The organism is Stenotrophomonas sp. (assembly GCF_035634915.1).
In the GTDB taxonomy this organism is placed as follows: Bacteria; Pseudomonadota; Gammaproteobacteria; order Xanthomonadales; family Xanthomonadaceae; genus Stenotrophomonas.
Window position 1 is genome coordinate 101208 of record NZ_DASQCB010000002.1, and the last position, 25894, is coordinate 127101.

Annotated in this window: 23 protein-coding genes; 14 read left to right on the plus strand and 9 right to left on the minus strand. The window is 68.5% G+C overall.

The features are described 5' to 3' along the window. Positions 1-119: 119 nt before the first annotated feature. Complete coding sequence (gene xseA / locus VER16_RS01735) at positions 120-1451, minus strand: exodeoxyribonuclease VII large subunit (RefSeq protein WP_324805143.1); 1332 nt, start codon at positions 1449-1451, stop codon at positions 120-122. 44 nt (positions 1452-1495) lie between these two features. Further along, entirely contained in the window at positions 1496-2566 is a 1071-nt protein-coding gene (gene queG, locus VER16_RS01740; RefSeq protein ID WP_324805144.1) for a tRNA epoxyqueuosine(34) reductase QueG, read from the minus strand. A gap of 23 nt (positions 2567-2589) precedes the next feature. Between queG and VER16_RS01745 the strand changes: the two genes are divergently transcribed. The 6 genes from VER16_RS01745 (at position 2590) to VER16_RS01770 (ending at position 10099) form a co-directional block, all read left to right on the plus strand. Continuing rightward, positions 2590-4074 carry an NAD(P)H-hydrate dehydratase gene (locus VER16_RS01745; protein WP_324805145.1) on the plus strand — a complete coding sequence of 495 codons (1485 nt, stop codon included), beginning with the start codon at positions 2590-2592 and terminating at the stop codon, positions 4072-4074. Next, complete coding sequence (gene tsaE, locus VER16_RS01750; RefSeq protein WP_324805146.1) at positions 4071-4553, plus strand: tRNA (adenosine(37)-N6)-threonylcarbamoyltransferase complex ATPase subunit type 1 TsaE; 483 nt, start codon at positions 4071-4073, stop codon at positions 4551-4553. Before VER16_RS01745 ends, tsaE begins: the two co-directional genes overlap by 4 nt. Before the next feature lie 81 nt (positions 4554-4634). Continuing rightward, positions 4635-6158, plus strand: a complete 1524-nt coding sequence (locus tag VER16_RS01755; RefSeq protein WP_324805147.1) for an N-acetylmuramoyl-L-alanine amidase — start codon at positions 4635-4637, stop codon at positions 6156-6158. A 121-nt stretch (positions 6159-6279) separates the two neighbouring features. Further along, on the plus strand, positions 6280-8196 hold the full coding sequence (gene mutL, locus VER16_RS01760) for a DNA mismatch repair endonuclease MutL (protein ID WP_324805148.1): 1917 nt from the start codon (positions 6280-6282) through the stop codon (positions 8194-8196). A gap of 26 nt (positions 8197-8222) precedes the next feature. Continuing rightward, the gene (locus tag VER16_RS01765; RefSeq protein WP_324805149.1) at positions 8223-9152 is read left to right on the plus strand and encodes a DUF1684 domain-containing protein; all 930 of its coding nucleotides are present in this window, start codon (positions 8223-8225) and stop codon (positions 9150-9152) included. Between the two features lie 2 nt (positions 9153-9154). Further along, on the plus strand, positions 9155-10099 hold the full coding sequence (locus VER16_RS01770) for a TraB/GumN family protein (RefSeq protein ID WP_324805150.1): 945 nt from the start codon (positions 9155-9157) through the stop codon (positions 10097-10099). 75 nt (positions 10100-10174) lie between these two features. On the opposite strand, the gene phaR is transcribed toward VER16_RS01770, so the two are convergent. From phaR to gluQRS, 3 genes are all read right to left on the minus strand, one after another. Then, positions 10175-10702, minus strand: a complete 528-nt coding sequence (gene phaR / locus VER16_RS01775; protein WP_324805151.1) for a polyhydroxyalkanoate synthesis repressor PhaR — start codon at positions 10700-10702, stop codon at positions 10175-10177. A gap of 183 nt (positions 10703-10885) precedes the next feature. Beyond that, entirely contained in the window at positions 10886-11626 is a 741-nt protein-coding gene (phbB, locus tag VER16_RS01780; protein ID WP_324805152.1) for an acetoacetyl-CoA reductase, read from the minus strand. 17 nt (positions 11627-11643) lie between these two features. Next, positions 11644-12579, minus strand: a complete 936-nt coding sequence (gene gluQRS, locus VER16_RS01785; RefSeq protein ID WP_324805153.1) for a tRNA glutamyl-Q(34) synthetase GluQRS — start codon at positions 12577-12579, stop codon at positions 11644-11646. 93 nt (positions 12580-12672) lie between these two features. On the opposite strand from gluQRS, the gene htpX reads away from it, so the two are divergent. Beyond that, positions 12673-13539, plus strand: a complete 867-nt coding sequence (gene htpX, locus VER16_RS01790) for a protease HtpX (protein ID WP_324805154.1) — start codon at positions 12673-12675, stop codon at positions 13537-13539. A gap of 282 nt (positions 13540-13821) precedes the next feature. Here htpX and VER16_RS01795 read toward each other — a convergent pair whose 3' ends face one another. Beyond that, positions 13822-14649: an inositol monophosphatase family protein gene (locus tag VER16_RS01795; RefSeq protein ID WP_324805155.1), complete on the minus strand. Its 828-nt coding sequence runs from the start codon at positions 14647-14649 to the stop codon at positions 13822-13824. Between the two features lie 120 nt (positions 14650-14769). Between VER16_RS01795 and VER16_RS01800 the strand changes: the two genes are divergently transcribed. Together VER16_RS01800 and VER16_RS01805 are read left to right on the plus strand one after the other, a co-directional pair. Then, positions 14770-15540 (plus strand): RNA methyltransferase, encoded by a 771-nt coding sequence (locus tag VER16_RS01800; RefSeq protein WP_324805156.1) that lies wholly within the window; start codon positions 14770-14772, stop codon positions 15538-15540. Between the two features lie 283 nt (positions 15541-15823). Further along, positions 15824-17950 carry an EAL domain-containing protein gene (locus VER16_RS01805; protein WP_324805157.1) on the plus strand — a complete coding sequence of 709 codons (2127 nt, stop codon included), beginning with the start codon at positions 15824-15826 and terminating at the stop codon, positions 17948-17950. A gap of 69 nt (positions 17951-18019) precedes the next feature. On the opposite strand, the gene epmB is transcribed toward VER16_RS01805, so the two are convergent. Beyond that, entirely contained in the window at positions 18020-19036 is a 1017-nt protein-coding gene (epmB, locus tag VER16_RS01810; protein WP_324805158.1) for an EF-P beta-lysylation protein EpmB, read from the minus strand. A 122-nt stretch (positions 19037-19158) separates the two neighbouring features. Between epmB and efp the strand changes: the two genes are divergently transcribed. The 5 genes from efp (at position 19159) to VER16_RS01835 (ending at position 23379) form a co-directional block, all read left to right on the plus strand. Beyond that, positions 19159-19725, plus strand: coding sequence for an elongation factor P (efp, locus tag VER16_RS01815; RefSeq protein ID WP_108765696.1), 567 nt, complete (start codon positions 19159-19161; stop codon positions 19723-19725). Between the two features lie 160 nt (positions 19726-19885). Continuing rightward, on the plus strand, positions 19886-21229 hold the full coding sequence (locus VER16_RS01820) for a TRZ/ATZ family hydrolase (protein WP_324805159.1): 1344 nt from the start codon (positions 19886-19888) through the stop codon (positions 21227-21229). Positions 21230-21254: 25 nt separating this feature from the next. Then, positions 21255-21971 (plus strand): bifunctional 2-polyprenyl-6-hydroxyphenol methylase/3-demethylubiquinol 3-O-methyltransferase UbiG, encoded by a 717-nt coding sequence (ubiG, locus tag VER16_RS01825; protein ID WP_324805160.1) that lies wholly within the window; start codon positions 21255-21257, stop codon positions 21969-21971. Beyond that, positions 21968-22663, plus strand: coding sequence for a phosphoglycolate phosphatase (locus VER16_RS01830; RefSeq protein ID WP_324805161.1), 696 nt, complete (start codon positions 21968-21970; stop codon positions 22661-22663). Before ubiG ends, VER16_RS01830 begins: the two co-directional genes overlap by 4 nt. 11 nt (positions 22664-22674) lie before the next feature. Then, positions 22675-23379, plus strand: coding sequence for a squalene/phytoene synthase family protein (locus VER16_RS01835; RefSeq protein ID WP_324805162.1), 705 nt, complete (start codon positions 22675-22677; stop codon positions 23377-23379). Positions 23380-23698: 319 nt separating this feature from the next. Here VER16_RS01835 and VER16_RS01840 read toward each other — a convergent pair whose 3' ends face one another. Then, on the minus strand, positions 23699-24547 hold the full coding sequence (locus tag VER16_RS01840) for a M23 family metallopeptidase (protein ID WP_324805163.1): 849 nt from the start codon (positions 24545-24547) through the stop codon (positions 23699-23701). Then, positions 24547-25893 (minus strand): dihydroorotase, encoded by a 1347-nt coding sequence (locus VER16_RS01845; protein WP_324805164.1) that lies wholly within the window; start codon positions 25891-25893, stop codon positions 24547-24549. Before VER16_RS01845 ends, VER16_RS01840 begins: the two co-directional genes overlap by 1 nt. Position 25894 lies beyond the last annotated feature (1 nt).

A 25894-nucleotide genomic window follows, 5' to 3' on the forward strand; every position in this document is an offset into this window, starting at 1 on the left:
ATGGACGTATTTACGGCGTCCCCGCAAACCCACAGTGCCCCGCCATCCCACGGAATTCCCGTTGTTGCTGTTGCTCTTGCCTCTGCAGGTGCAGGGCTGCAAGCCCTGCCGAACAACCCCTACTTGACCTGCACGTCGATCACGCCGTCACCGACGCGTGCCTGCAGCGCATCGCCGGGCTGCACCTGCCCGGCCTCGCGTACCAGCGTGCCGTCATCACTGCGGGTCAGGATGCTGTAACCACGGGCCACCGTCGCCAGCGGGCTTACCGCCTCCAGCGAGCGCGCCAGCCCGCGCAGGCGCAGCGCATCACGTTGCAGCAACCGCTGCAGGGCCGCCTGCGGGCGACCACGCAGGGCGATCAGGCGCCGCTGCATCTCGTCCAGCTGGCGCTGCGGGTGGTGACCGCGCAGCACCGCTGCTGCATGGCGCAGACGCGCGGCACGGCGCTCCTGCTGCTGGTTGAAGGCCGCATGCAGGCGCCGGCCGAGATCGAGCTGGCGGCGACGCAGCAGGTCCAGGCGGGCCTGCGGGCTCTGTGCGTTCAGGCGCAGCAGGGCGCGGTCGGCGCGCTGCATGGCCTGCTGCATCGTGTGTCGCTGCAGCTGCACCATGCGCGCGGCCGTACGGCGCAGGCGCAGGGCCAGTTCGCGCTGGTCGGGCACCAGCAGCTCGGCCGCCACCGACGGCGTCGGTGCGCGCAGGTCGGCGGCGAAGTCGCTCAGGCTGAAGTCGGTTTCGTGGCCTACCGCCGAGACCACCGGCGTGCCGCTGGCGGCGATCGCCCGGGTCAGGGCCTCGTCATTGAATGCCCACAGATCTTCCAGCGAACCGCCACCGCGGCTCAGCAGGATGACGTCGTAGCGACCGCTGGCATCGGCGGCCTGCAGCAGGCGGGTGATCTGCGCGGCGGCCGTGCTGCCCTGGACCAGGGTCGGCAGCAGGTCCACTTCCAGCAGCGGGAAGCGGCGGGCCAGTACGCTCAGCACGTCGCGCACGGCCGCGCCGGTGGGCGAGGTGATCACCGCCAGGCGCTGCACGTGCGCCGGCATCGGCCGCTTGCGCGCCGGGTCAAACAGGCCCTCGGCCTCCAGGCGTGCCTTCAGTTCCTCGAAGGCGCGGCGCAGTGCGCCTTCGCCGGCTTCTTCCATGTGGTCCAGCACCATCTGGTACTCGCCACGCGCGTCGTACAGCGTCACCTTGCCGCGCACCAGCACGCGCATGCCTTCGCGCGGCACGAACTTCAGGTACTGCGCCTTCATCCGGAACATCGCTGCACGCAGCTGTGCGCGCGCGTCCTTCAGGGTGAAATACAGGTGCCCGGATGCCGGGCGCGCCACGCTGCCCAGTTCGGCTTCGACCCAGATCGCCGGGAAGCTGCCTTCCAGCAGGTCGCGGGCCAGGGTGTTGAGCTGGCTGGGGGTGAGGACGTCGTTGTTGCGTGGCTGCATGGGTACGGCGGTGACGGGCGGAGCAGGGCGCTCAGGATCGCACGTCAGCGCGCGCCGTGCTGGGCCAGCGCCCACTGCACGTGCTCGCGCACCACGGGCGAAGGATCGTCGACGCGGGTCTGCAGGGCAGCCAGTGCGTCGGTCGAGGCCGGTGCGTTGCCCAGCGCCACGGCGATGTTGCGCAGCCAGCGCTCATGACCGCTGCGACGGATCGGGCTGCCCTCGGTGCGGCGCAGGAATTCGGCTTCGTCCCAGGCGAACAGCTGGTCCAGGCGCGCGGTGTCGAGATTGTTGCGCGCACGGAAATCCGCTTCGTCGGTGCGCTTGGCGAATTTGTTCCAGGGGCAGACCAGCTGGCAGTCATCGCAGCCGTAGATGCGGTTGCCGATCAGCGGCCGCATGTCTTCGGGAATGGCGCCGTCGTGTTCGATGGTCAGGTAGGAAATGCAGCGCCGCGCGTCCAGCCGCTGCGGGCCGATGATGGCCTGGGTGGGGCAGACATCGATGCAGCGCGTGCAGGTGCCGCAGTGCGCGGTGGCCGGCGCGTCGATCGGCAGCGGGATGTCGATGTAGATCTCGCCGATGAAGAACCATGAGCCGCCGTGGCGGTCGATCAGGCAGGTGTGCTTGCCGATCCAGCCCAGGCCGGCGTTGCGTGCGAGGGCGCGTTCCAGCACGGGTGCCGAATCGACGAACACGCGGTAGCCCAGCGGCGCTACTTCATCGTTGATCTGGGTGGCCAGCTTCTGCAGCCGGTTGCGCATCAGCTTGTGGTAATCGCGGCCCAGCGCGTAGCGCGCCACGTAGGCACGGCCGGGGTCGGCCAGGGTCGCCCAGGCTTCGGTGTCGTCCTTGTGGCTGTAATCCATGCCTACTGAAATCACTCGTACCGTGCCGGGCAGCAGTTCGGCCGGGCGCGCGCGCAGGGTGCCGTGGCGGGCCATCCAGTCCATCGTGCCGTACAGGCCCTTGCCCAGCCAGTCGGCCAGGTGCGCCTCATCCTCGCCCAGCTCGATGCCGGCGATGCCGCAGCGCTGGAAGCCGTGCGCGCGGGCGAGTTCGCGGATGCGCTGCACGGCCAGGGCCGGATCGAGAGGGGCAGGGGCGGGGAACATGCGCACCAGTATAAAATCTCCGCATGGCCAACCTTGCCGATCTGTTCGATTCCGCTGCCGCGCGTGCGCTTGATGCGCAGGCCTCGGCGCTGGCCGGTGATGGCGGCTGGGAGCTGATGGCCCAGGCCGGGCTGGCTGCCTGGCAGCGCCTGCTGCGGCACTGGCCACAGGCGCTGAACGTGGGCGTGGTGGTGGGCAGCGGCAACAACGGCGGCGACGGCTTGGTGCTGGCGCGGCATGCGCTGCTGGCCGGGCGTCGGGTAACGGCGCTGACCCTGCCGGGCAAACCGCCAGCCACCGCGTTGGCGCACCGGGCAACCTCGGATTTCAGGTCCGTCGGGGGAACCCTGGCGGAATTCGACGGAACGCTGCCCGCGGCCGATATCTGGGTGGATGGCCTGTTCGGGCTGGGTTTCGACCGGGCGCCGGAAGGTGCAGCACAGGCTGTGATCGAAGCACTCAACGCACAGGACGCACCGGTGTTCGCACTGGATGTGCCCAGCGGCGTCGACGCCGATCGCGGCAGCGTTCCCGGCGCGGCGGTACGTGCTGCGCTCACCCTGCAGTTCATCGTGCCGCACCGCGGCCTGTATACCGGCAACGCGCTGGAGTACGTTGGCGAACCCGCACTGGCCGCGCTGCAGCTGCCCAAGGCGGCATGGCAGGGCGTTTCAGCGGCCGCCGAACACTGGACCGGCGCACGGTTGCCGGCATTGCTGAAGCCACGCCGCGCCAACACCCACAAGGGCGAATCCGGCCATGTGCTGTGCGTGGGCGGCAACCACGGCAGCGGTGGGGCCATCGCCCTGTCGGCCGAAGCCGGCCTGCGCGCCGGTGCCGGGCTGCTCAGCATCGGCACCCGCGGCGATCATGTCGGCCCGCTGCTGGCGCGCCTGCCCGAGGCCATGGTGCACGCGCTTGAAGACGGCGATGCGCTGCCCGGCCTGCTTGAAACGGCCAGGGTCGTGGCAATCGGCCCCGGTCTGGGCCAGGACGACTGGGCGCGTACCTTGTTCGCGCGCGTGCTGGCCTGTGGCAAGCCGCTGGTGCTCGATGCCGATGCGCTGAACCTGCTGGCCCGCGACCCGCGCGCGCTGCCCGATGCCATCCTGACCCCGCACCCGGGTGAGGCCGCGCGTCTGCTGGAATGCACCACGGCCGACATCCAGGCCGATCGCTACCGCTGCGCCCTGTCGCTGGCCGAGCGCTACCACGCCGTGGTGGTGCTGAAGGGCGCCGGCAGCATCGTCGCGGCCCCCGGCCGCACCCCGCGCCTGATTGCCGCTGGCAACCCCGGCATGGCCGTGGGCGGCATGGGTGACCTGCTCACCGGCATCATCGCCAGCCTGCGTGCGCAGGGTCTGGGTGCCTTTGATGCCGCCGCGTGTGGCGCGCTGCTGCATGCGCTGGCCGGCGATGTCGCGGCGCTGGGTGGCGCGCGTGGCCTGCTTCCTACTGATCTGCTGGCGCCCCTGCGGCGGCTGGCCAACCCGGAACTCCCGCAATGACTGAATTCTTCCTGGCCGACAGTGACGCCACCGAACTGCTGGGGCAGTGGCTTGCCGCCACCCGTCCGCCGCAGGCGCTGGTCGAGCTGCGCGGTGATCTTGGTGCAGGCAAGTCCACCACGGCACGTGCGCTGCTGCGCGCGCTGGGTGTGCAGGGCGCAATCCGCAGCCCCACCTACACCCTGGTCGAGCGTTATCCGCTGTCCACTGGCGGCGAGGCGTGGCACTTGGACCTGTACCGCATCGGCCAGGCCGGCGAGCTGGATTTCCTCGGCCTGGACGAGGGCAGCGCGGTGCTGTGGCTGGTGGAATGGCCCGAGCGCGGCGCCGGTGCGCTGCCGCCCACCGATCTGGTGGTGGCGCTGGAAATCGAAGGGCAGGGGCGGCGCGTCCGTCTCACCGGGGCCAGCGACGTGGGCCGTGAATGGCTGGGTCGACTTCCTGATGGGGGCGACTTGCAGGCCATTTCTGTCGGCTGACGAGAACAAACACCGGCAGGTTACGGATTATTAAGGAAAAAGGTGTTGCATTCCGTTCAGCGCGGTGATTGAATCCTGACCATGCGCCTGGGGAACCGTCTCATCGCCATCTGTGCCGCCGTCGGACTAGGTCTGACGAGCGTCTGCGCGTGGGCCGGTGAGGTCCGCCAGGTCCAGCTGAATACCGGTGCGACCGGTACCCGCGCGGAGATCGCGCTGGTCGGCAGTGGTGGCTACAAGACCCTGTCGTTGTCCTCGCCGAACCGCCTGGTGATCGATTTCCCCGATTCCAGCGCCGTGCACAATCTGAAGATGCCTGCCGCGCAGGGCGTGGTGACCGCCGTGCGCACCGGCCAGCCGGTGCCGGGCACCTTCCGTGTCGTTTTTGACTTGGCTGAGTCGGTCGCGCCCTTCCGCCCGCAGCTGCAGCGCGAAGGCAATGCGTCCACGCTGGTGATCGAATGGCCGGGCGATGGCCCGGCCACGCCCGTACCGACGACCGCCAGCACGGCTGCTGCGCAGAGCGCGCAGTCGCGTGGTGACGCCGCACGTGCCACCGCGCTGCTGACCGCGCAGGTGCAGCAGCAGGCCAGCGCCAGTGCGGCCGCACCCGTTGCGCCCGCGCCCGCCCCGACCACCACCCCGGCGCAGGTGGCCGCCGCCGGCATCAGTGCGGGCAGCACGCCGCCGCCGTCCTCGCCGGCCGCGATCCTCGCCGGCCAGCCGACCCGTGCCGTGGTGGCTGCCGCACCGGCGCCTGCACCCACGCCTGCCGCTGCACCCGCCGAAGCGCCGCGACCGGCCATGCCCAGCGATGCCTCGCGCATCCGCATGCAGCCGGGCATGCGCCATCTGGTGGTGGCCATCGATCCCGGCCATGGCGGCCAGGATCCGGGCGCCATCGGCCCAACCGGCAAGCGCGAGAAGGACGTCACCCTGGCCGTGGCACGCGAACTGGCCCGCCAGGTCAACGCCACGCCGGGCCTGAAGGCCTATCTGACCCGCGACAGCGATGTGTTCATCCCGCTGCCGATGCGTGCGCAGAAGGCGCGCGCGAACAAGGCCGACATCTTCATTTCGATCCACGCCGATGCTGCCGAGAACCGTTCGGCCACCGGGTCGTCGGTATACGTGCTGTCCACCAAGGGTGCTTCCTCGCAGCGTGCGCGCTGGCTGGCGGACAAGGAAAACGCGGCCGACCTGGTCGGTGGCGTGCGCCTGCAGCAGACCGAGGGCACGCTGGCCAACGTGCTGCTGGACCTGGCCCAGAGCGGGTACATGAAGGCTTCGGAAGACGCGGCCGGCCACGTGCTGGGCGGCCTGAAGCGGATCGGCAACAACCACAAGCCGAACCTGGAACGCGCCAACTTCGCGGTCCTGCGGACCTCGGACATGCCGGCAATGCTGGTGGAAACCGCCTTCATCTCCAACCCGGACGAAGAGCGCCGCCTGACCGACCCGGCCTACCAGCGCAAGGTCGCCGGTGCGGTGCTCGATGGCGTGCATACCTTCTTCAGCCGGCAGCCGCCGCCGGGCACGCTGTACGCCGCCCGTGCCCAAGCCGAGATCGACGCCGCCGCCACCATGGCCGGCGGCAGCAAATAATCCGCCAAAGGCGGGTTACTGCTTTCTGTAGAGTCGAGCCGTGCTCGACTGCGCCTTGCCGATAACCCGTCAGTCGAGCATGGCTCGACTCTACAACCGGCGGCTCCGTTATCATCCCCGCATGACGTCTGCCCCCCATCCGCGCCCGATCCGGCCGTTGCCGGAAATCCTGATCAACCAGATTGCCGCCGGTGAAGTGGTCGAACGTCCTGCGTCGGTGGTCAAGGAGCTGGTCGAGAACGCCATCGATGCCGGCGCCAGCCGTGTCGACATCGACCTGGAAGAGGGTGGTGTGCGGCTCATCCGCATCCGCGACAACGGCAGCGGCATCGCCCCCGAGCAGCTGCCGCTGGCGGTTTCGCGCCACGCCACCAGCAAGATCGCCGATCTCGACGACCTCGAATCGGTGGCCACGCTCGGCTTCCGCGGCGAAGCACTGCCATCCATCGCCTCGGTCAGCCGCTTCACCCTGGCCTCGCGCCGCGCGCATGACGAGCATGGCTCGGCGCTGCAGATCGAAGGCGGCAAGATCGGCGAAGTGACCCCGCGCGCGCATGCGCCGGGCACCACCGTGGAAGTGCGCGAGCTGTTCTACAACGTACCGGCGCGCCGCAAGTTCCTGCGCGCCGAGCGCACGGAAATGGGCCACATCGAAGAATGGCTGCGTTCGCTGGCGCTGGCCCGCCCGGATGTCGAACTGCGCGTGTCGCACAACGGCAAGGCCTCGCGCCGCTACAAGCCTGGTGATCTGTATTCCGATGCGCGCCTGGCCGAGACCCTCGGCGAGGACTTCGCCAACCAGGCCGTGCGCGTGGACCACACCGGTGCCGGCCTGCGCCTGCATGGTTGGATCGCGCAGCCGCATTATTCACGGGCCAGCGCCGACCAGCAGTACCTGTACGTCAACGGCCGCTCGGTGCGTGACCGCAGCGTCGCCCACGCGGTGAAGATGGCCTACGGCGATGTGCTGTACCACGGTCGCCAGCCGGCCTACGTGCTGTTCCTGGAACTGGATCCGACCCGGGTCGACGTCAACGTGCACCCGGCCAAGCATGAAGTGCGCTTCCGCGATTCGCGCCTGGTCCACGATTTCGTCTACCGCACCTTGAAGGACGCACTGGCCGATACCCGCGCCGGTGTGTCCGCGCAGGAGATCGGCGCCGGTCCGGTCCATCCCGCGGGGGCGGACGGCGCAGCGATGCCGTCCAGCGCCGGAGCGTCGGGCTTCGGCCTGGTGCGCGGCGCCGCGCCCGGTTCGGGCGGTGGTGGGGGTGGTGGGGGTGGTGGTGGCTTCTCCGGTTGGCGCCCGCAGCAGCCGCTGGGTCTGCAGGTGGCCGATGCGCCCGCGGCCTATGCCGCGTTGTATGCCGCACCCGCTGCCGGCGAGCGCAGCAGCGCGCTGCCGCCGATGCCGAGCGGGAACGGCCTGCCGGTGACCAGCGCCGACGCCGGTGTGCCGCCGCTGGGCTACGCCATTGCCCAGCTGCACGGCATCTACATCCTGGCCGAGAACGCCGAAGGCCTGATCGTGGTCGACATGCATGCCGCCCACGAGCGCATCGGCTACGAACGCCTGAAGAACGCCCACGATGGCATCGGCCTGCAGTCGCAGCCGCTGCTGGTGCCGATCACCCTGGCGGTGGGCGAGCGCGAGGCCGACACCGCCGAGACCGAGGCGGACACCCTGGCCGCGCTCGGTTTCGAGGTGACCCGCGCTGGCCCGGGTGCGTTGCATGTGCGCAGCATTCCCGCGCTGCTGGCCAACGCCGAGCCCGAAGGCCTGCTGCGCGACGTGCTGACCGATCTGCGCGAGCACGGCCAGAGCCGGCGCATCGCCAGTGCGCGTGATGAGCTGCTGTCGACCATGGCCTGCCATGGTGCGGTGCGCGCCAACCGGCGTTTGACGCTGCCGGAAATGAACGCGCTGCTGCGCGACATGGAAATCACCGAGCGTTCGGGTCAGTGCAACCATGGCCGTCCCACCTGGGCCCGTTTTTCGCTGGCGGAAATCGACCGCTGGTTCCTGCGCGGCCGCTGAGGCGCGCACCGTTGAGGGGAGCATCCATGCGTCATTGGGGAGTAGGCGGCCTGCTGGTCGCCGTGTTGCTGGCTGCCTGCAGTCCGTCACCGGCGCCGGTGGCAGCGGTGCAGGACGATCCGGCGTTCGCGGCAGGGCAGCAGCAGTGGCGGGTGCAGCGCTATGAAGACCTGACCCGGCCTGATGGCTGGACCGCGCTGGTGGGCCTGCACTGGCTGCAGTACAAGTCGCACTTCATCGGCAGCGGCGCCAGCAGCGGCATCCGCCTTGCGGTGGGGCCGGACAAGCTGGGACTGCTGCGGCGCGACGGTGACCAGTGGTGGTTCAGCCCCGAAGCCGGCGTGGACGTGAGCCTGGCGGGGCAGCCGGTGCGTGGCCGCGTGCGCATGAACACCGACAAGGATCCGCAGCCGACCCTGCTCGCCTTCGATGGCGGCAAGGGCCAGCTGAGCATCATCCGCCGTGGCCCGCGCGATGCGCTGCGGGTCAAGCATGCCGACGCTGAGGCGCGCCGCGATTTCGCCGGCATCCAGTACTGGCCCGGCGGTCCCGACTGGCAGGTGCAGGCGCATTTCACCGCCCATCCCGCCGGCAAGACCCTGCCGATCGTGGACATCACCGGCCTGACCACCGAAATGCCGAATGCCGGTGCGGTGGAGTTCGAGCGCGACGGCCGCAGTTGGCGCATGGAAGCGATCGGCGCGCCCGGTGAGCCGCTGTTCCTGGTCTTCGCCGACCGCACCAGTGGCCACGGCAGCTACCCGGCCGGGCGCTATCTGGACATCGACGCCCCGGCCGCCGATGGCAGCGTGCGCATCGATTTCAACCACGCCTACAACCCACCCTGTGCCTTCACCCCGTATGCGACCTGCCCGCTGGCACCGCCGGAAAACCGGCTGGACCTGCGCGTGGACGCGGGCGAGAAGGCCTACCACCTGCCTGAAGGAGAAGGCTGATCATGTCGATTACATCATTGTTGCGCAGCGCCGTGCTGCTGCTGGCCTGTGCGATGGCACCGCTGGCAGCAGCGCGTGGTGCACCGGCCGAAGCGCCTGCCGCCAAGCCGCCGGTGCCGTTGCTGTGGAAGGTAACCGGCCCCGGCGATGCACGGGTCTACCTGCTGGGCTCGTTCCATCTGCTCAAGGCGCAGGACTACCCGCTCTCGGCCGATGTCGATCAGGCCTTTGAAGCGTCCAGGCGTGTGCTGTTCGAGGTGCCGCCGGAAGAGATGGAGTCGGCGCAGGCGGCGGGCCTGATGGTGCAGACGGCCATCCGCCGCGATGGCACCGAGCTGAAGCGTGACGTGGACGATGCCACCTGGCAGAAGCTGCAGGCCTATGCCGCGCAGAACAACCTGCCGCTGGCGCAGCTGCAGGGCATGAAGGCCTGGTTCGTCGCACTGAACATCACCATCGGGCAGATGCAGAAGACCGGCCTGGATGCCGCACTCGGCCTCGACCGCCACTTCATGACGCGGGCGAAGGCGGCCGGCAAGCAGACCGGTGGGCTGGAGGATCTGCAGAGCCAGATCAACCTGCTCGATGGCATGAGCCTGCAGGAGCAGCGGCAGATGGTGGCCGAAGCGCTGGATCAGGCAGACAAGGGCGATGAGCTGGCGAACCTGCTGCATGACGCCTGGCGCCGCGGCGACGACCGCCTGCTGTGGAACAAGATGGCCTTGGACATGCGCCAGCAGTATCCGCAGCTTTACCAGCGGATGAATACCGCGCGCAATGATGCCTGGGTGCCCAAGCTGCTGCCGTACCTGCAGGACGGGCAGGGCGGCACCCTGGTGGTGGTCGGTGGCCTGCACCTGCTGGGCAGCGATGGCGTAGTAGAGAAGCTGAAGGCCAAGGGTTACAAGGTCGAGCGCGTCTGCGCCGGGTGCCGGCCGAAACGCTGACGGCGGGATTCCAGCATTGAAAACAGAACGGCGCGCCAGAGGGCGCGCCGTTTTCGTATCGGACTGGCGGGTGGCTCAGCGCCGGGTCTTGCCGCCCGTGCCGGTGCCGGTGCCAGCGTCGCCCGGCTTGGTGCTGGTGCCGGTGCCGCCGGGGCGCGGGCCGCCGAAGCCAGCACCCATGTTGCGCTGGAACTCCTGCCACAGCTCCAGGTTGCGCTCGGTCAGCTGGTTCATCATCGCCCACGGGGTCTGGCCCAGCAGGTTGCCCATCTGCTGGCGGAACTGCTGCTGCTGGTCCAGGAAGACCTGCATGCTGCGCTCCAGGTAGTTGCCCATGAAGCCCTGCAGCGAATCGCCGTAGAAGCGGATCAGCTGGCTCAGCAGCTGGGTGGACAGCATCGGCTCGCCGTCCTGCTCCTGGTCGGCGATGATCTGCAGCAGCACCGAGCGGGTCAGGTCGTCGCCGCTCTTGGCGTCGCGGACCTCGAAGTCCTCGCCGTCCAGGATCAGCTGGCGCACATCCTCGATGGTGATGTAGCTGGAAATTTCGGTGTCGTAGAGACGGCGGTTCGGATACTTCTTGATGATGCGGGTCGCAGCCATGAAGCGGTCACTCGTCACAGTAGATGTGCAGCATGGCGCAGTGCACAAGCCTTGGCAACCGCCCCAGCCCCCGCCAGGCTTGGGTTTCGCGGTCGATCATGTTGCGCAGCAAGGGTTTGCGTGCTGCGCAGCATGACCAACGGCAGGGGGTGTTGGCAGGCGCCTGCCGTTGCCCGCGCGGCCTTACCAGCCCATGTGGTGGCCGCCGTTGATGTCCAGGTTGCTGCCGGTGATCCAGGCGGCCTCGTCGGCGACCAGGAAGGACACGCCGTAAGCGATCTCCTCCGGCTTGCCCAGGCGCCCGGTGGGAATGTCGGCGATGATCTTGGCGCGCACTTCCTCAGGCACCGCCATCACCATGTCGGTGGCCACGTAGCCCGGCGAAATGGTGTTGACGGTGATGCCGAAGCCGGCGTTCTCGCGGGCCAGGGAAATGGTGAAGCCGTGCATGCCGGCCTTGGCGGCGGCGTAGTTGGCCTGGCCGTACTGCCCCTTCAGGCCGTTGATCGAGCTGATCTGGATGACCCGGCCCCAGCCGCGGCGGCGCATGCCTTCAATGACCGGGCGGGTGACGTTGAACACCGAATTGAGGTTGGTGTTGATGACATCGTGCCACTGCTCCGCACGCATGCGGTGGAAGGTGGTGTCGCGGGTGATGCCGGCGTTGTTGACCAGGATCTCGACCGGGCCGAGTTCAGCCTCCACCGCGCGCACCATCGTTTCGGCGCTGCCAGGGTCGGACACATCGCCGGGGAAGATCGACACCGTGTAGCCGCGCTCGGTCATCGCCTGCTGCCAGGCACGGGCCTTGGCCTCGTCGCGGTAGTTGGTGGCGACCCGGTGGCCCTGGTCGGCCAGGCGTTGGCAGATGGCGGTACCGATGCCGCCGGTTCCGCCGGTGACCAGTGCAACGCGAGAAGTCATGGAATGCTGTCCGGGTTTCAGGTGGGGGAAGGGGGATTCTGCAACATCGGCGCGCAAAGTGCGCCCGCTGGCAGCCGCCCCGCTGCCATCAGGATGTCCGTGCGCGGCAGCCGCGCCGGGTCGAAGGCCCGGCGCGCTGCGGCCAGCAGTGCGGGCAACGCGCTGATACCGTCCAGTGCTGCCGGCGCCTGGCCCAGCAGCTGCCACAGCTGGCGCAGCACCGGCACCGGGCGCGTGCTGTCCACCGGCAGCGCGGCCAGTGACTTGGACAGCTTGTGGCCGGGCGCGTCCAGCAGCAGGGGCAGGTGGCTGTAGCGTGGAACCGGCAGCCCCAGCGCCTGCTGCAGCAGGATCTGCCGCGCGGTGGAATCAAGCAGGTCGGCGCCGCGCACCACATCGGTCACGCCCTGCGCCGCATCGTCCACCACCACGGCCAACTGGTAGGCCCAGCAGCCGTCGGCGCGGCGCAGCACGAAATCACCGACCTCAGCATGCACATCCTGCGACTGTGGCCCGCGCAGGCCATCTTCAAACTGCACAACGCTGCCCGCGGGCACGCGGAAGCGGACGGCGGGGTCCGGTCGCGGCTGCCGTGCGACGCAACGGTGGTGGATGCCGCCGCTGGCGGACAGTTCGCTGCGGCTGCAGTGGCAGACGAAGGCCTTGTCGTTGGCCAGCAGCACATCCAGCGCGGCCTGGTAGGCGTCGCCACGTTCGCTTTGCCACATCACCGGGCCGTCATGCTCCAGCCCGAACGCGGCCAGCGCCTGCAACTGCGCCTGCGCAGCGCCAGCGACGGTGCGCGGCGGGTCGACATCCTCGATGCGCAGCCGCCACAGGCCGCCTTGGTGGCGCGCAAGCAGCCAGCTGCCGAATGCGGCCAGCAGGGAGCCGGGGTGCAGCAGGCCGGTGGGCGAGGGCGCGAAGCGGCCGCAGGGAATGGGCGAAGTCATGCAGGCTGAATCGTCGGTCAGGTTGGTGCTTGAATTCAAGCTGACCACACCGCAAATTGGCTGATATCGACCCCTTCCAAGCCGGAATTTCCCATGTTTACCCGCATAGCCCTCTTCCTGGCCACCAACCTTGCGGTGCTGATCCTCGCCGGCATCGTGATGTCCATCCTGGGCGTGGATTCGCGTTCGATGAGCGGCCTGCTGGTGATGGCCGGCATCTTCGGTTTTGGTGGTTCCTTCGTTTCCCTGCTGCTGTCCAAGTGGATGGCCAAGCGTTCCACCGGTGCGGTGGTCATCACCGAACCGCGCAACCCGACCGAGCGCTGGCTGCTGGCCACCGTCGAGCGCCAGGCCAAGGCAGCCGGCATCGGCATGCCGGAAGTGGCGGTGTATGACGGCCCGGAGATCAACGCGTTCGCCACCGGCGCCAACCGCAACAACGCGCTGGTGGCCGTGTCCACCGGCCTGCTGCACAACATGAGCGAAGACGAGGCCGAGGCGGTGCTGGGCCACGAGATCGCCCACGTCGCCAACGGGGACATGATCACCATGGCGCTGCTGCAGGGCGTGCTGAACACCTTTGTCATCGTGCTGGCCCGCGTGGTCGGCGGTGTCATCGACAGCGCGATGTCGGGCAACCGCGAAGGCGGCGGTCGCGGTTTCGCCTACTACATCATCGTGTTCGTGCTGGAGATGGTGTTCGGCCTGTTCGCCACGATGATCTCGATGTGGTTCTCGCGTCACCGCGAGTTCCGTGCCGACGCAGGCGGTGCCTCGCTGGCCGGCCGCCAGAAGATGATCGCCGCGCTGGAGCGCCTGCAGCTCAACCACGGCCAGAGCACGCTGCCGACGCAGATCGCGGCCTTCGGCATTGCCGGTTCGACGGCGAAGAAGCTGTTCATGAGCCACCCGCCGCTGGAAGAGCGCATCGCCGCGCTGCGCGCTTCGACCGCCGCGTAACCCTGGCGGTTCAACCAGGAAAGACAAGCGCCCGGCCAATTGCCGGGCGTTTTCGTCTGCAGTGCCCATGCGCGGCGGCGGTGGGTGCACCGCCGTGTAGAGCCGAGCCCGTGCTCGGCTGCCGTTCGCGCTGCGCGCGTGAGTCGAGCAAGCTCGACGCTACGAGGGCCTACCACGCGTGGCGTGGATCTACTCGGCGGCAGGGTAAGCCCATCGGTTGGCACAGACAAAAACGGCACCTTCGCAGGTGCCGTTCTTGTTTGTGCCGCGTTGCCGGGACGCTTAGAACTTCGCGTCGAACTCGGCGGCGTAGCCGGTGTTCACCAGCACCTTCTGCAGCGACTCGGCTACCTTCAGGTTGCCAGCCACCACCTGCTGGGTGTCCGGGCCACGGTTGTCCATGCGGGCCAGCGGGGCGCCCTTGAAATCGCAGACCTTGCCGCCGGCTTCGCGCACCAGCAGCACGCCAGCGGCGATGTCCCACGCCTTGACCCCTGCCTCGAAGTAGGCATCGGCGCGGCCACAGGCCACGTAGGCCAGGTCAAGCGCGGCCGAACCGCTGCGGCGGATGTCCTCGGCCTGCACCAGCAGGGCGTCGACCGACTTCAGCTGGGCGCTGGCGCGGGCGCGCTCGCGCGGGGCGAAGCCGGTGTGGATCATGGTGCCGCCCAGGTCCTTGCGGTCGGCCACGCGGATGCGGCGGTCGTTCAGCACGGCACCGGCGCCACGGCTGGCGGTGAACAGTTCATTGCGCAGCGGGTCGAAGATGACCGCGTCGGTCGGCTCGCCGTTTTCCACCAGGGCGATCGACACGCAGTAGTGCGGCACGCCGCGCAGGTAGTTGCTGGTGCCGTCCAGCGGGTCGATGACCCACATGTTGCGGTGGCCACCCTGCACGCCGCCTTCTTCGCCGAACACGCCGTAATCAGGGTAGGCGCGCTTGAGTTCCTTGACGATCACCTTTTCGGCGTCGGCATCGACTTCGCTGGCGTAGTCCATCCGGCCCTTCTGCACCACATTGAGCGCCTCGAGCTTGTTGATGTTGCGCAACAGGACGTTGCCGGCGAGGCGGGCGGCCTTGACCATGACGGTGACGGCGGGTTTCTGCATGGCGTGGGCTCCCGGAAAGGCAGAAGAGGTAGGGCTGGCGGGGGAAAAGAGCGGGTCCGGCGCAGTGGCCGGCCGCACAGTTTACCATTGCTCTTCGTCCAGCTCGACATTTCCCTGTTCATGTCCCAGTTTCCCGCCGCCACCCGCCTCCGATTCGTCCTGGTCGGTACCCAGCATCCCGGCAACATGGGCGCTGCCGCCCGTGCCCTGAAGACCATGGGCCTGTCCCGCATGGTCCTGGTCGCCCCCGAAAAGCCGCTGGACGAGGAGGCTTTCCGCCGCTCGGCCGGTGCCGAGGACGTGCTGGGGGATGCGCCCGTGGTGTCCACTCTGGCCGAGGCCGTGGCCGATTGCACCCTGGTGCTGGGCTGCACGGCCCGTGCGCGCCGGGTCCAGCTGGAGGAGTACCTGCCGTCCGATGCCGCCGCCCGCGCCGTAGCCAAGGCCGGCGAGGGCGCCGAAGTGGCCCTGGTGTTCGGCCGTGAGCGCACCGGCCTGACCAACGAGGAACTGCAGCTGTGCCATGCCGCGGTACATATCCCGTCCGACCCGGCATTCAGCTCGCTCAATCTGGCTGCCGCCGTGCAGGTGCTGGCCTATGAAGCGCGCATGCAGCTGCTGGCCGCGCAGCCGGCAGCAGAAACCGAACCCGGCGCCCGCGAACAGGTTGCCAGCCATGAACAGATGGAGAGCTTCTTCGCCCAGCTCGGTGACACCCTGGACGAGATTGATTTCCACAAGGGCCGTGCACCTGAATCGGCCATGCGCAAGCTGCGTCGCCTGTTCCTGCGCAGTGAGCCGAGCGAACAGGAGGTGCGCCTGCTGCGCGGCATCCTGGCCGATGCCCAGCGCATGGCGCGGTTGGCGCAGGACAAAGACAAGGAAAGCTGACGGCGTTCTCACTTTTTCGGGTAGTCTGTCTGGATACCCGGGGGGATGAGCTTGTGTCGGCTTCATGTAAGGCAACGCAGTGGGGATTGCTGAGCCTGGTTCCACGCCGGCGTGTTCGTGCGGACAAGACCGCAGCGGGCACGCCCGGGTCGTGGCATCGGATCGACAAGATCACAGAAATACGAAGGGCCCGGGCGCTGCTGCAGCGTCCGGCGGTCTGCCGTGCGCGCGGCAGTCGGCTTGAATGGACAGTGGAACCGAGACACGTACGGATGGAAGTGGCATGAAGTGGCTCGGCTCGGGAATGCAGGCCCGGTTCCTGCTGGCAATGGGTGGGGCCATGCTGGTGGTGGTGGCGATCCTGGCGGTGATGCTGGGGCGTCAGGCGACGATGCAGAACGAGGTGAAAAGCCTCAGTGGCGGCGTCATCCATGAGCTGTTCGACCGCAGCGTACGCAGCCGCGGCGAGGCGTTGGCGCGCGAGCTGTCCGATTCGCTGGCCAATCCGTTGCATAACAACGATCTGGGCCAGGTGGGCACGCTGGTGCGCTCGACCTCGCGGCAGCAGGTGGTGCGTTACGTGCTGGTGTTCGACAGCCAGGGCCGGTTGCTGCATGACGGCTCGACCGGCGTGCCGGGCTTCGGCAAGCCCATGACCGACCCGCTGGCCCCGGCGGCTGTCGGGGCGCAGGGGCTGGTGGTGCAGCAGTCGCCGACCGTGCTCGACAATGCCATGCCGATCATGGTCGGCAAGCAGCGTATCGGCGGCGTCCGTGTGGGCATGGCGCTGGACGAGGTGAAGCAGCGTGAGCTGGCCGCCAGTGCCACCCTCGGCGAGCGCCTGCAGCAGGTCGGCAGCCGCCACCTCGGCTGGCTGCTGCTGATGCTGGCCCTGCTGGTGGTGATCGGGGTGATCGTCATCGCGTACGTGCAGCGCACGCTGGTGGCACCGATCCGTGACCTGGCGGCGGCCGCACGTCGCATCGAAGCGGGCGATTACCAGGCGCCGCTGCTGGAAAACACCCGCGACGACGAAGTCGGCGAGCTGGTGCGGGGCTTTGCCCGGATGCGCGATGCGATCGCCCGCCACGACCGGGAAGTACGGCGCATGGCGTACACCGATGCGTTGACCGGGCTGACCAACCGCCTGGCCTTCCGCGAGGCGCTGGACCACCGGTTGATGGCCGCGCGCGCGTCCAAGCAGCGTCTGGGCCTGTTGTTTGCTGATATCGATGATTTCAAGCGGGTCAATGACACGCTGGGTCACGAGGCCGGAGACGAGGCGCTGCTGCAGTTTGCCCAGCGCATCGGCCAAGCCGTGGCCCAGGCAGGTGGCGACGATGCGCTGCTGGCGCGCTTCGGTGGCGACGAATTCGTGATTCTGGTGGGCGACGGCGATGTGGCTGCCAACGCCCGGCTGCTGGCCGAAGTGCTGGTGCGCGAGCTGGGCAAGCCGCTGGTGGTGCAGGGCAGGGAGCTGTTCCTGGGTACCTCGATCGGCGTGACCCTGTTCCCCGACGATGCCGCCGACGCCACCACGCTGCTGAAGAACGGCGACATCGCCATGTATCAGGCGAAGATGGCCGGCAAGAACTGCTACAGGTATTACAGCCGGGCGATGGACCATGCGGTCGAGCGCCGGGTGCACATGGAGCAGGAACTGCGCGGTGCCTGGGAGCGCGGTGAGCTGCGCCTGGCCTACCAGCCGATTTTCCGCATGCGCGACCGCCGCCTGGTGGGCGTGGAAGTGCTGCTGCGCTGGCAGCACCCGACCCTGGGCACGATCCCGCCGTCGGTGTTCATCGAAGTGGCTGAACAGAGCGGGCTGATCGAGGTGATCGGCCCGAAGGTGCTGCGTGCGGCCTGCATGGAAGCGGCGCAGTGGCCACGTGGCACGGCCGGCGACGAACTGTTCGTATCGGTGAACGTGTCGCCGCGCCAGCTGCGGGGCGGTGAACTGCCGGCGCTGGTGGCGCAGTGCCTGCATGAATCCGGGCTGCCGGCCTCGCGCCTGCACCTGGAACTGACCGAAACGGCGGTGATTGGCGATGAGATGCTGGCCGCGCAGCTGCTGGACAAGCTGCACCGCACCGGCGTGAAGGTGTGGCTGGATGACTTCGGCACCGGTTTCTCCGGCCTGAGCCACCTGCGCCAGGTGCCGGTGGACGGGGTGAAGATCGACAAGAGCTTCGTGGCCGACATGCAGCGTGACCCGGACGACCTGGCGCTGACCACCGCGATCATCGCGATGGCCCATGCGCTGGGCATCACCGTGGTGGCCGAAGGCATCGAACAGGAAGCGCAGTTCGAACTTCTGGCCCAGCGTAGCTGCGACCTGGGCCAGGGCTACTGGCTGAGCCACCCGGTGACCGCCACCGAAGTGGTGCGGATGATTGATTCGGGCGCGTGACAGTAGATCCACGCCATGCGTGGATGCTTCTGCCTGGACGCCCATCCACGCATGGCGTGGATCTACTGGTTACACCGGGCGCTTGCTGGGGTCGCCGGGAAGTTCGCGCACCAGCTTGGGGACCAGGTAGCCGGACAGGCGTGCGGTCAGGCCGGCGATCAGCGCCTTGGCCTGGGTGTCGTCCACTTCGAAGTGGGCCACGCCCTCGACCTTGTCCAGCTGGTGCAGGTAATAGGGCAGCACGCCTGCCGCGAAGCTGCGCTCACTCAGGTCCTGCAGCGCCTGTACGCTGTCATTGACCCCGCGCAGCAGCACCGCCTGGTTCAGCAGCTGCGCGCCGAGGCCGCGCAGGCGCGCCATCGCGGCATCCACGCTGGCATCGAATTCATTGGCATGGTTGGCGTGCACCACGATGGCCAGGGGCCACGGCAGGCTGCCCAGCCAGGCCAGCAGCTCCTCGTCCACGCGTTCGGGCAGCACGATCGGCAGGCGGGTGTGGATGCGCAGGCGGCGGATATGCGGAATCCGGCGCAGGGCATCGGTCAGCTCAACCAGCTTGTGCGTGGCCAGCGACAGCGGATCGCCGCCGGACAGGATCACCTCATCGATGTCCGGGTCGGCCGCGATGGCTGCCACGGCCTCCTGCCAGCCGCCCTTGGCGGCGTTTTCCGCGCCATAGTCGAAGTGGCGGCGGAAGCAGTAGCGGCAGTTGATCGCGCAGCTGCCGGTCGCCACCAGCAGGGCCCGGCCACGGTATTTCTGGATGACCCCGGTCGCCTTTTTGGCCGCACCATCGCCCACCGCATCGAAGCTGAACCCGGGTGCCGGGCGCATCTCCTCGTCGATCGGCAGCACCTGGCGCAGCAGCGGGTCGGCCGCATCGCCGGGGCGCATGCGGGCCACGAAGCCTTCCGGCACGCGCAGCGCGAACTGGGCCATGGCCGCTTCCGAGACACCCAGTGCGGCCGGGTCCAGCTGCAGCCGCGCCAGCAGGGCGTGCGGGTCGCGCAGTGCCTGGCGCCAGAGCTGCTGCCAGCGCGCGGGCGCGCCTGGCGACTGGGGCCGGGGGAAGGCGGAAAGCTGCATGGAGAGGGGGCCTGCGGTTATCATGGGGGCAGAAAAACTGTCGCCCACCGGCTTCCGGTGGGCTTTCCATTCTATCCGGCTCGCCGCACCCGCGGCGGTTTTGCCATTTGAGGAGCTTGAGCATGGCCACTGTGGGCATGAATGACGTCAAGAACGGGATGAAGATCCTGGTCAACAACGAACCGGCCGTCATCACCGACACCGAGTACGTCAAGCCGGGCAAGGGCCAGGCCTTCACCCGCGTGAAGTATCGCTTCATCCGTTCGGGCCGCGTGGTCGAACTGACCATGAAGGCGACCGACGACCTGGAAGTGGCCGACGTCGTCGACACCGACATGAACTACATGTACAGCGATGGCGAGTACTGGCACTTCATGGACCCGGAATCCTTCGAGCAGGTCCAGGCTGACAAGGCCGGCATGGGCGGCGCCGAGAAGTGGCTGAAGGGCGAAGAGGCCTGCATCGTCACCTTGTTCAACGGCGCGCCGATCTTCGTGCAGCCGCCGAACTTCGTCGAACTGAAGATCACCGAAACCGATCCGGGCGTCCGTGGCGACACCTCGGGCGGCGGCGGCAAGCCGGCCACCCTGGAAACCGGCGCCGTGGTCCGCGTGCCGCTGTTCGTCAACCAGGATGAAATCATCAAGGTTGATACCCGTTCGGGTGAGTACTCCTCGCGCGTGAAGTAATCCGGCGCAGCCGGATTACCTGTAGAGCCGAGCCATGCTCGGCTTTGCATCCGGCCCCGCTGACGCCGGAAGGAGCCGCAGCCGAGCATGGCTCGGCTCTGCATGGCCACGATCCATCGAAGCCAATCGTGGTTTCATCCCCACAGCCAAGTGAGCCCGCATGAGCGATAGCCCGCACCTCCCCGAAGCCTGCGACCTGCTCATCGAAGCCGGTTATGTCGTTCCGATCGAGCCACATGCAGTGGTGCTGGAAGACCATGCCGTCGCCGTGCGTGGCAGCGAAATCGTCGCCATCCTGCCGCGAGCCGAGGCCCGCGCGCGTTTCCGTGCCACCCAGGTGGTCAGCCGCCCCGACGCGGCGCTGATGCCCGGCCTGGTCAACGCGCATACCCACAACCCGATGACCCTGCTGCGCGGCGTCGCCGATGACCTGCCGCTGATGACCTGGCTGCAGCAGCACATCTGGCCGGTGGAAGCGGCGGTGATCGGCCCGGAATTCGTGGCCGACGGCACCACGCTGGCCATCGCCGAGATGCTGCGCGGCGGCACCACCTGCGCCAACGAGAATTACTTCTTCGGCGACGTGCAGGCCGCGGTCTACAAGAAGCACGGTTTCCGCGCGCTGGTCGGCGCGGTCATCATCGATTTCCCTACCGCCTGGGCAAAGACCGACGACGAGTACTTCGCCAAGGCAGGTGAACTGCACGACCAGTGGCGTACTGACCCGCTGATCGGCACCGCGTTCGCGCCGCATGCGCCGTACACGGTCAACGATGCCAATTTCGAGCGGGTGCGGATGCTGTCCGACCAGCTCGACATGCAGGTGCATCTGCACACTCACGAAACCGCTCAGGAAATCACCGATTCGATCAAGCTGCATGGCCAGCGCCCGCTGGCGCGGCTGGATCGGCTCGGCCTGGTCAACGACCGCCTGATCGCGGTGCACATGACCCAGCTGACCGATGCGGAAATCCACCTGTGCGCCGAGCGTGGCGTCAGCGTGGTGCACTGCCCGGAATCGAACCTGAAGCTGGCCTCCGGTTTCTGCCCGGCCTGCGCCCTGCAGCGCGCCGGCGTCAACCTGGCCATCGGTACCGATGGCTGCGCCAGCAACAACGACCTGGACATGTTCAGCGAGAACCGCACCGCGGCGATCCTGGCCAAGGCCGTGGCCGACGATGCGACCGCGCTGGACGCGGCCACCACGCTGCGTGCCTCGACCCTGGGCGGCGCCCGCGCGCTGGGCTTCGGCGAGCGCATCGGCTCGATCGAGGTCGGCAAGCAGGCCGACCTGGTCTGTGTTGATCTGTCGGCGCTGGAAACCCAGCCGCTGCACAACGTGCTCTCGCAGCTGGTGTATGCCACCGGCCGCCAGCAGGTCAGCGACGTCTGGATCGCCGGCAAGCCGAAGCTGGTACAGCGCGAGCTGGTCGGCATGGACCTGCCGGGCATCATCGCCAACGCGCGCCAGTGGCGCGAGCGCATCCGTCATATCCGCGCCTGAACCACGGCGCTGCAAGGACTCCCCCATGACTGCCCCCCACGCTTCCTCCAATTTCGATCAGGCCGAGCTGGACAAGTTCGCCGCGCTGGCCAACCGCTGGTGGGACGCCGACGGCCCGCAGAAGCCGCTGCATGCCCTGAACCCGGTGCGCCTGCAGTACGTGGCCGACCGCGTGACGCTGCGCGGTGCGCGCGTGCTCGACATCGGCTGCGGTGGCGGCCTGCTGAGCGAAGCGCTGGCCCAGGCCGGTGCCGACGTTACCGCGATTGATCTTGCCCCTGAGCTGGTCAAGGTCGCGCGCCTGCATGCGCTGGAAAGCGGCGCCAAGGTCGACTACCGGGTGCAGGCCGCCGAGGACCTGGCCGCCGAACAGCCGGGCAGCTTCGACGTGGTCACCTGCATGGAAATGCTCGAGCACGTGCCCGACCCGGGCGCGATCATCGAGGCCTGCAAGCGCCTGCTGAAGCCCGGCGGCCGCCTGTTCCTGTCGACCATCAACCGCACCGCCGCGGCGTTCGCGGTGGCGATCGTCGGCGCCGAGTACGTGGCCCGGTTGCTGCCCAAGGGCACACACCACTACCAGGAATTCATCAAGCCGGCCGAGCTGGCACGCTGGCTGCGCGAGGCCGACGTGCAGCTGGTGGACGTGAGCGGCATGGCCTACGAGCCGTGGCGCAACCATGCCCGCCTGAGCAGCCGCACCGACATCAACTACCTGGCCTACGCGGTCAAGCCGGCATGACCATGGCGAGCTTCCCGCGGGCGGTGCTGTTCGACCTGGACGGGACCCTGCTGGACAGCGCGCCGGATTTCGTAGCGACCTGCGATGCGATGCTGGCCGAGCGCGGCCGTGCGCCGATCGATCCGGCGCTGCTGCGCCCGGTGGTGTCCAAGGGTTCGCGCGCGATGCTGAGCGCCGCCTTCCCGGATCTGGATGCGGCCGACCGCGATGCGCTGATTCCCGAGTTCCTGCAGCGTTATGAAGCGCTGATCGGCCAGCACGCGGTGCTGTTCGACGGCGTGGCCGGCATGCTCGCCGCGCTGGATGCCGCAGGCACCGTGTGGGGCATCGTCACCAACAAGCCGGAATACCTGGCGCGCCTGATCCTGCCGCAGCAGGGCTGGCAGCAGCGCTGCGCGGTGCTGGTGGGTGGCGACAGCCTGGCCGAGCGCAAGCCGCATCCGCTGCCGTTGCTGCATGCCGCGCAGGCCATTGGCGTTGCCGCCGAAGACTGCGTGTATGTGGGCGACGACGAGCGCGACATCATCGCCGCCCGCGCGGCCGCCATGCCGTCGGTGGCGGCGCTGTGGGGCTACCGCCTGCACAGCGACGATCCGCTGGCCTGGCAGGCCGACGTGCTGGTGGAAAACGCCGAACTTCTGCAACTGGCCAGTCTCTGGCCGACCCGGCCGGCAGCCCCGGCCCAGCCGTAAGGAATGACGTAGTGAGCAGTACCGCGCTGGACAGTTTCCTCGACAAGTGGCGCAGCCGTTGGCCGGAATGGTCGGTGGCCGCCCCGTTCGTGGCCGAACCGCAACGCGAGCGCGCGGTGGCGTGGTTCGCGCTGCTGCAGGAATTCGACGACATGCTCAACACCAGCGGTGACCCGCTGCCGGCCGACGCCAAGCTGGCGTGGTGGGGCGAGGAGCTGCGCAGCTGGGCCGGCCAGCGCTCACGCCATCCGCTGGGCCGCCTGCTGGAACCGGTGCGTGCGCCGTGGGCGCAGCTGGCCGAAACCCTGCCGGACCTGGTCGAGGCGCGCACGGTGGCCTTGGATGCGGCCAGCGCCGAGCGTGCGCTGGCCAACTACGCTGATGCGGTTGCCGCGGTGGAAGTTGTGCTGTTCAACGACACGCCGCGCAAGGGCGCTGGCCGTGCGGTGCAGCTGCAGACCCTGGCCCAGCGCCTGCAGGATGCTGGCGTGGCCGGTGTGCCGCGCAGCCTGCTGGACGAGGACGCCAGCAACGCCACGCAGCGGTGGGCACAGCACCTGCTGAAGGGCTGGGCGACCCGCGTGCCGGGCCCGCGCGCGCGCCGCGTCTGGTCCAGCCTGGCCCGCGCCCGCGTGGCCGCGCAGGCCGCAGGCAAGCCGATTGAAGCGACCCCGGTGCGCACCCTGCTGCGCGTGTGGTGGGCCGCACGCGGTTGATCGCTTCTGGTGGGTGCGGACCTTGGTCGGCACGTGGCACGTGGCTCGTCGCTGTTGGTAGGTGCGGACCTTGGTCCGCACGCTCTGGGGATCGTGCCGACCAAGGTCGGCACCTACCAAATCGCATTGAGGTAGATCCACGCCATGCGTGGATGAATGCCCGATTCGCGCGTGCTGCGGGATCGTGCCTGATCGCTTCTGGTAGGTGCGGACCTTGGTCCGCACGCTCTGGGGGATCGTGCCGACCAAGGTCGGCACCTACCAAAGCGCATTGAGGTAGATCCACGCCATGCGTGGATGAATGCCCGATTCGCGCGCGCTATTTCCGTTCCAGCACCAGCAGCGGGTCGATGCGGGTGTCGAACCAGTTCATGCCCCAGTGCAGGTGCGGGCCGGTGGCGCGGCCAGTCGCGCCGACGGCGGCGATCACCTGGCCCTGGGTGACCCGGTCGCCCACCTTCACGTCGATGCGTGACAGGTGCAGGAAGTTCGAGCTGACGCCGTAACCGTGGTCGAGCAGCAGCGTGCCGCCGGTCAGGTACAGGTCTGGGCCGACGAAGGTCACCACGCCGGCGGCGGGCGCTTTCACCGGCGTGCCGGTGGGCACGGCGATGTCCATGCCCGAATGGCCGGCACCGGGCTGGCCGTTGTACACGCGCGCATTGCCGAAGCGGCCGCTGATGCGGCCCTGCACCGGCCAGATGAAGGTCTGGGTGAAGTCAGTGCGGTCATCATCGCGGGCACGCGCGGCGGTCACCTGCGCCTGTTCGCGCTTGATCCGCTCGGCGATGGCTGGTGGCGGGTTGACCGTCTTCGGCGGCACGCCGTTGACGCGCTCGGTCGGCCAATCGCGCGGAGTCACGCTGATGGTGGCCGTTTCGCTGCCGCCATCGGGGCGCTGCACCTGCACCTGCAGCGGACCCTTCTCGTCGCGGCCGATGCCGAACACCACGCTGCCGTAGCTGCTCACCCGCAGCTGGCGGCCAGCGTACTGCACGCGGCTGCCGGCGGGTACCTTGCCGATCACCAGCGCGCCCTGCGAGGCACTGGCCGGGAACACCACGCGGCTGTCGATCAGGCTGCCGATGCCATCCTGCGCCTGCGCCGCCGGTGCGGTGAACAGGGGCGCGGCCAGCAGCAGCGCCCCGATCATCAGTGCCGGACGCATCAGCGGTCGTAGGTCATGCGCTGGCCGGCGGGTTCGCCCACCAGGTTGCTGCCGTCCCACACCCGCTGGCCGTTCACCCAGGTGGAAGCCACGCGCGAACGGAAGGTGGTGCCTTCGAACGGCGACCAGCCGCACTTGGACAGCACGTCCTCGCGCTTGACGGTGAACGGCACGTCTTCCACCAGCACCAGGTCGGCGAAGTAGCCTTCGCGCAGGAAGCCGCGTTCTTCCACGTCGAACAGCTGCGCCGGGGCGTGGGCGAACTTCTGCACCACCTGTTCGCGGGTCAGCTTGCCTTCGTGCACGCGCTCCAGCGCGGCCACCAGCGCGTACTGCACCAGCGGCAGGCCGGACGGCGCCTGCGCGTAGGGCTTCTGCTTCTCTTCCCAGGTGTGCGGGGCGTGGTCGGTGGCCAGCACGTCCAGAACGTCATCGGCCAGCGCAGCGGTGATCGCCTCGCGGTCGGCGACTTCCTTGATGGCCGGGTTGCACTTGATCAGGTTGCCCTTGGTCGCGTAATCCGGGCGCGCGAAGTGCAGGAAGTGCACGCAGGTTTCAGCGGTGATCTGCTTGCGGCTGCCATCGGCGCGGATCAGCGGGCCCTTCTCGAACAGCGCCAGCTCGTCGGCGGTGGAAATGTGCAGCACGTGCAGGCGGGTGCCGTGCTTGCGCGCCAGCGACATCGCCAGACGGGTGGACTTGATGCAGGCCTCGCGCGAACGGATGTCCGGGTGCATGTCCGGGGTCAGCGCGTCGCCGTACTTTTCCTGGAAGGCCTTGAGGTTGGCATCGATCATCGGCGTGTCTTCGCAGTGCGTGATGATCGGGGTGGGGCATTCGCGGAAGATCGCGTCCAGCGTCTCCGGGTTGTCCACCAGCATGTTGCCGGTGGAGGCTCCCATGAACACCTTTACGCCCGGCGCCTTCTTCGGGTCCAGAACCCGGATCGCCTCCAGGTTGTCATTGCTGGCGCCGTGGTAGAAACCGTAGTTGGCCCAGGCGCGGCCCTTGGCCAGTTCGTACTTGGCTTCCAGGATGGTCGAATCCAGGGTCGGCGGGTTGGTGTTGGGCATGTCCATGAAGCTGGTCAGGCCGCCGGCCACCGCAGCCGCCGATTCGCTGGCGATGTCACCCTTGTGGGTCAGGCCCGGTTCGCGGAAGTGCACCTGGTCATCGATCATGCCGGGCAGCAGCCAGCGTCCGGCAGCGTCCACCACCTCTTCGCCGTCGCGCGGGGCCAGCCCGCTGCCGATCTGCGCGATGCGGCCGTTCTCGATGCGCAGGTCGCCGTCGAAGGTGCGGCCTTCGTTGACCATGCGGGCGTTGGTGATGAGGGTGGAGGACATG

Coding starts and splice junctions, on each gene's coding strand:
- xseA (WP_324805143.1), bottom strand. CDS start 1,451: ATGCAGCCACGCAACAACGACGTCCTCACCCCCAGCCAGCTCAACACC.
- queG (WP_324805144.1), bottom strand. CDS start 2,566: ATGTTCCCCGCCCCTGCCCCTCTCGATCCGGCCCTGGCCGTGCAGCGC.
- VER16_RS01745 (WP_324805145.1), top strand. CDS start 2,590: ATGGCCAACCTTGCCGATCTGTTCGATTCCGCTGCCGCGCGTGCGCTT.
- tsaE (WP_324805146.1), top strand. CDS start 4,071: ATGACTGAATTCTTCCTGGCCGACAGTGACGCCACCGAACTGCTGGGG.
- VER16_RS01755 (WP_324805147.1), top strand. CDS start 4,635: ATGCGCCTGGGGAACCGTCTCATCGCCATCTGTGCCGCCGTCGGACTA.
- mutL (WP_324805148.1), top strand. CDS start 6,280: ATGACGTCTGCCCCCCATCCGCGCCCGATCCGGCCGTTGCCGGAAATC.
- VER16_RS01765 (WP_324805149.1), top strand. CDS start 8,223: ATGCGTCATTGGGGAGTAGGCGGCCTGCTGGTCGCCGTGTTGCTGGCT.
- VER16_RS01770 (WP_324805150.1), top strand. CDS start 9,155: ATGTCGATTACATCATTGTTGCGCAGCGCCGTGCTGCTGCTGGCCTGT.
- phaR (WP_324805151.1), bottom strand. CDS start 10,702: ATGGCTGCGACCCGCATCATCAAGAAGTATCCGAACCGCCGTCTCTAC.
- phbB (WP_324805152.1), bottom strand. CDS start 11,626: ATGACTTCTCGCGTTGCACTGGTCACCGGCGGAACCGGCGGCATCGGT.
- gluQRS (WP_324805153.1), bottom strand. CDS start 12,579: ATGACTTCGCCCATTCCCTGCGGCCGCTTCGCGCCCTCGCCCACCGGC.
- htpX (WP_324805154.1), top strand. CDS start 12,673: ATGTTTACCCGCATAGCCCTCTTCCTGGCCACCAACCTTGCGGTGCTG.
- VER16_RS01795 (WP_324805155.1), bottom strand. CDS start 14,649: ATGCAGAAACCCGCCGTCACCGTCATGGTCAAGGCCGCCCGCCTCGCC.
- VER16_RS01800 (WP_324805156.1), top strand. CDS start 14,770: ATGTCCCAGTTTCCCGCCGCCACCCGCCTCCGATTCGTCCTGGTCGGT.
- VER16_RS01805 (WP_324805157.1), top strand. CDS start 15,824: ATGAAGTGGCTCGGCTCGGGAATGCAGGCCCGGTTCCTGCTGGCAATG.
- epmB (WP_324805158.1), bottom strand. CDS start 19,036: ATGCAGCTTTCCGCCTTCCCCCGGCCCCAGTCGCCAGGCGCGCCCGCG.
- efp (WP_108765696.1), top strand. CDS start 19,159: ATGGCCACTGTGGGCATGAATGACGTCAAGAACGGGATGAAGATCCTG.
- VER16_RS01820 (WP_324805159.1), top strand. CDS start 19,886: ATGAGCGATAGCCCGCACCTCCCCGAAGCCTGCGACCTGCTCATCGAA.
- ubiG (WP_324805160.1), top strand. CDS start 21,255: ATGACTGCCCCCCACGCTTCCTCCAATTTCGATCAGGCCGAGCTGGAC.
- VER16_RS01830 (WP_324805161.1), top strand. CDS start 21,968: ATGACCATGGCGAGCTTCCCGCGGGCGGTGCTGTTCGACCTGGACGGG.
- VER16_RS01840 (WP_324805163.1), bottom strand. CDS start 24,547: ATGCGTCCGGCACTGATGATCGGGGCGCTGCTGCTGGCCGCGCCCCTG.
- VER16_RS01845 (WP_324805164.1), bottom strand. CDS start 25,893: ATGTCCTCCACCCTCATCACCAACGCCCGCATGGTCAACGAAGGCCGC.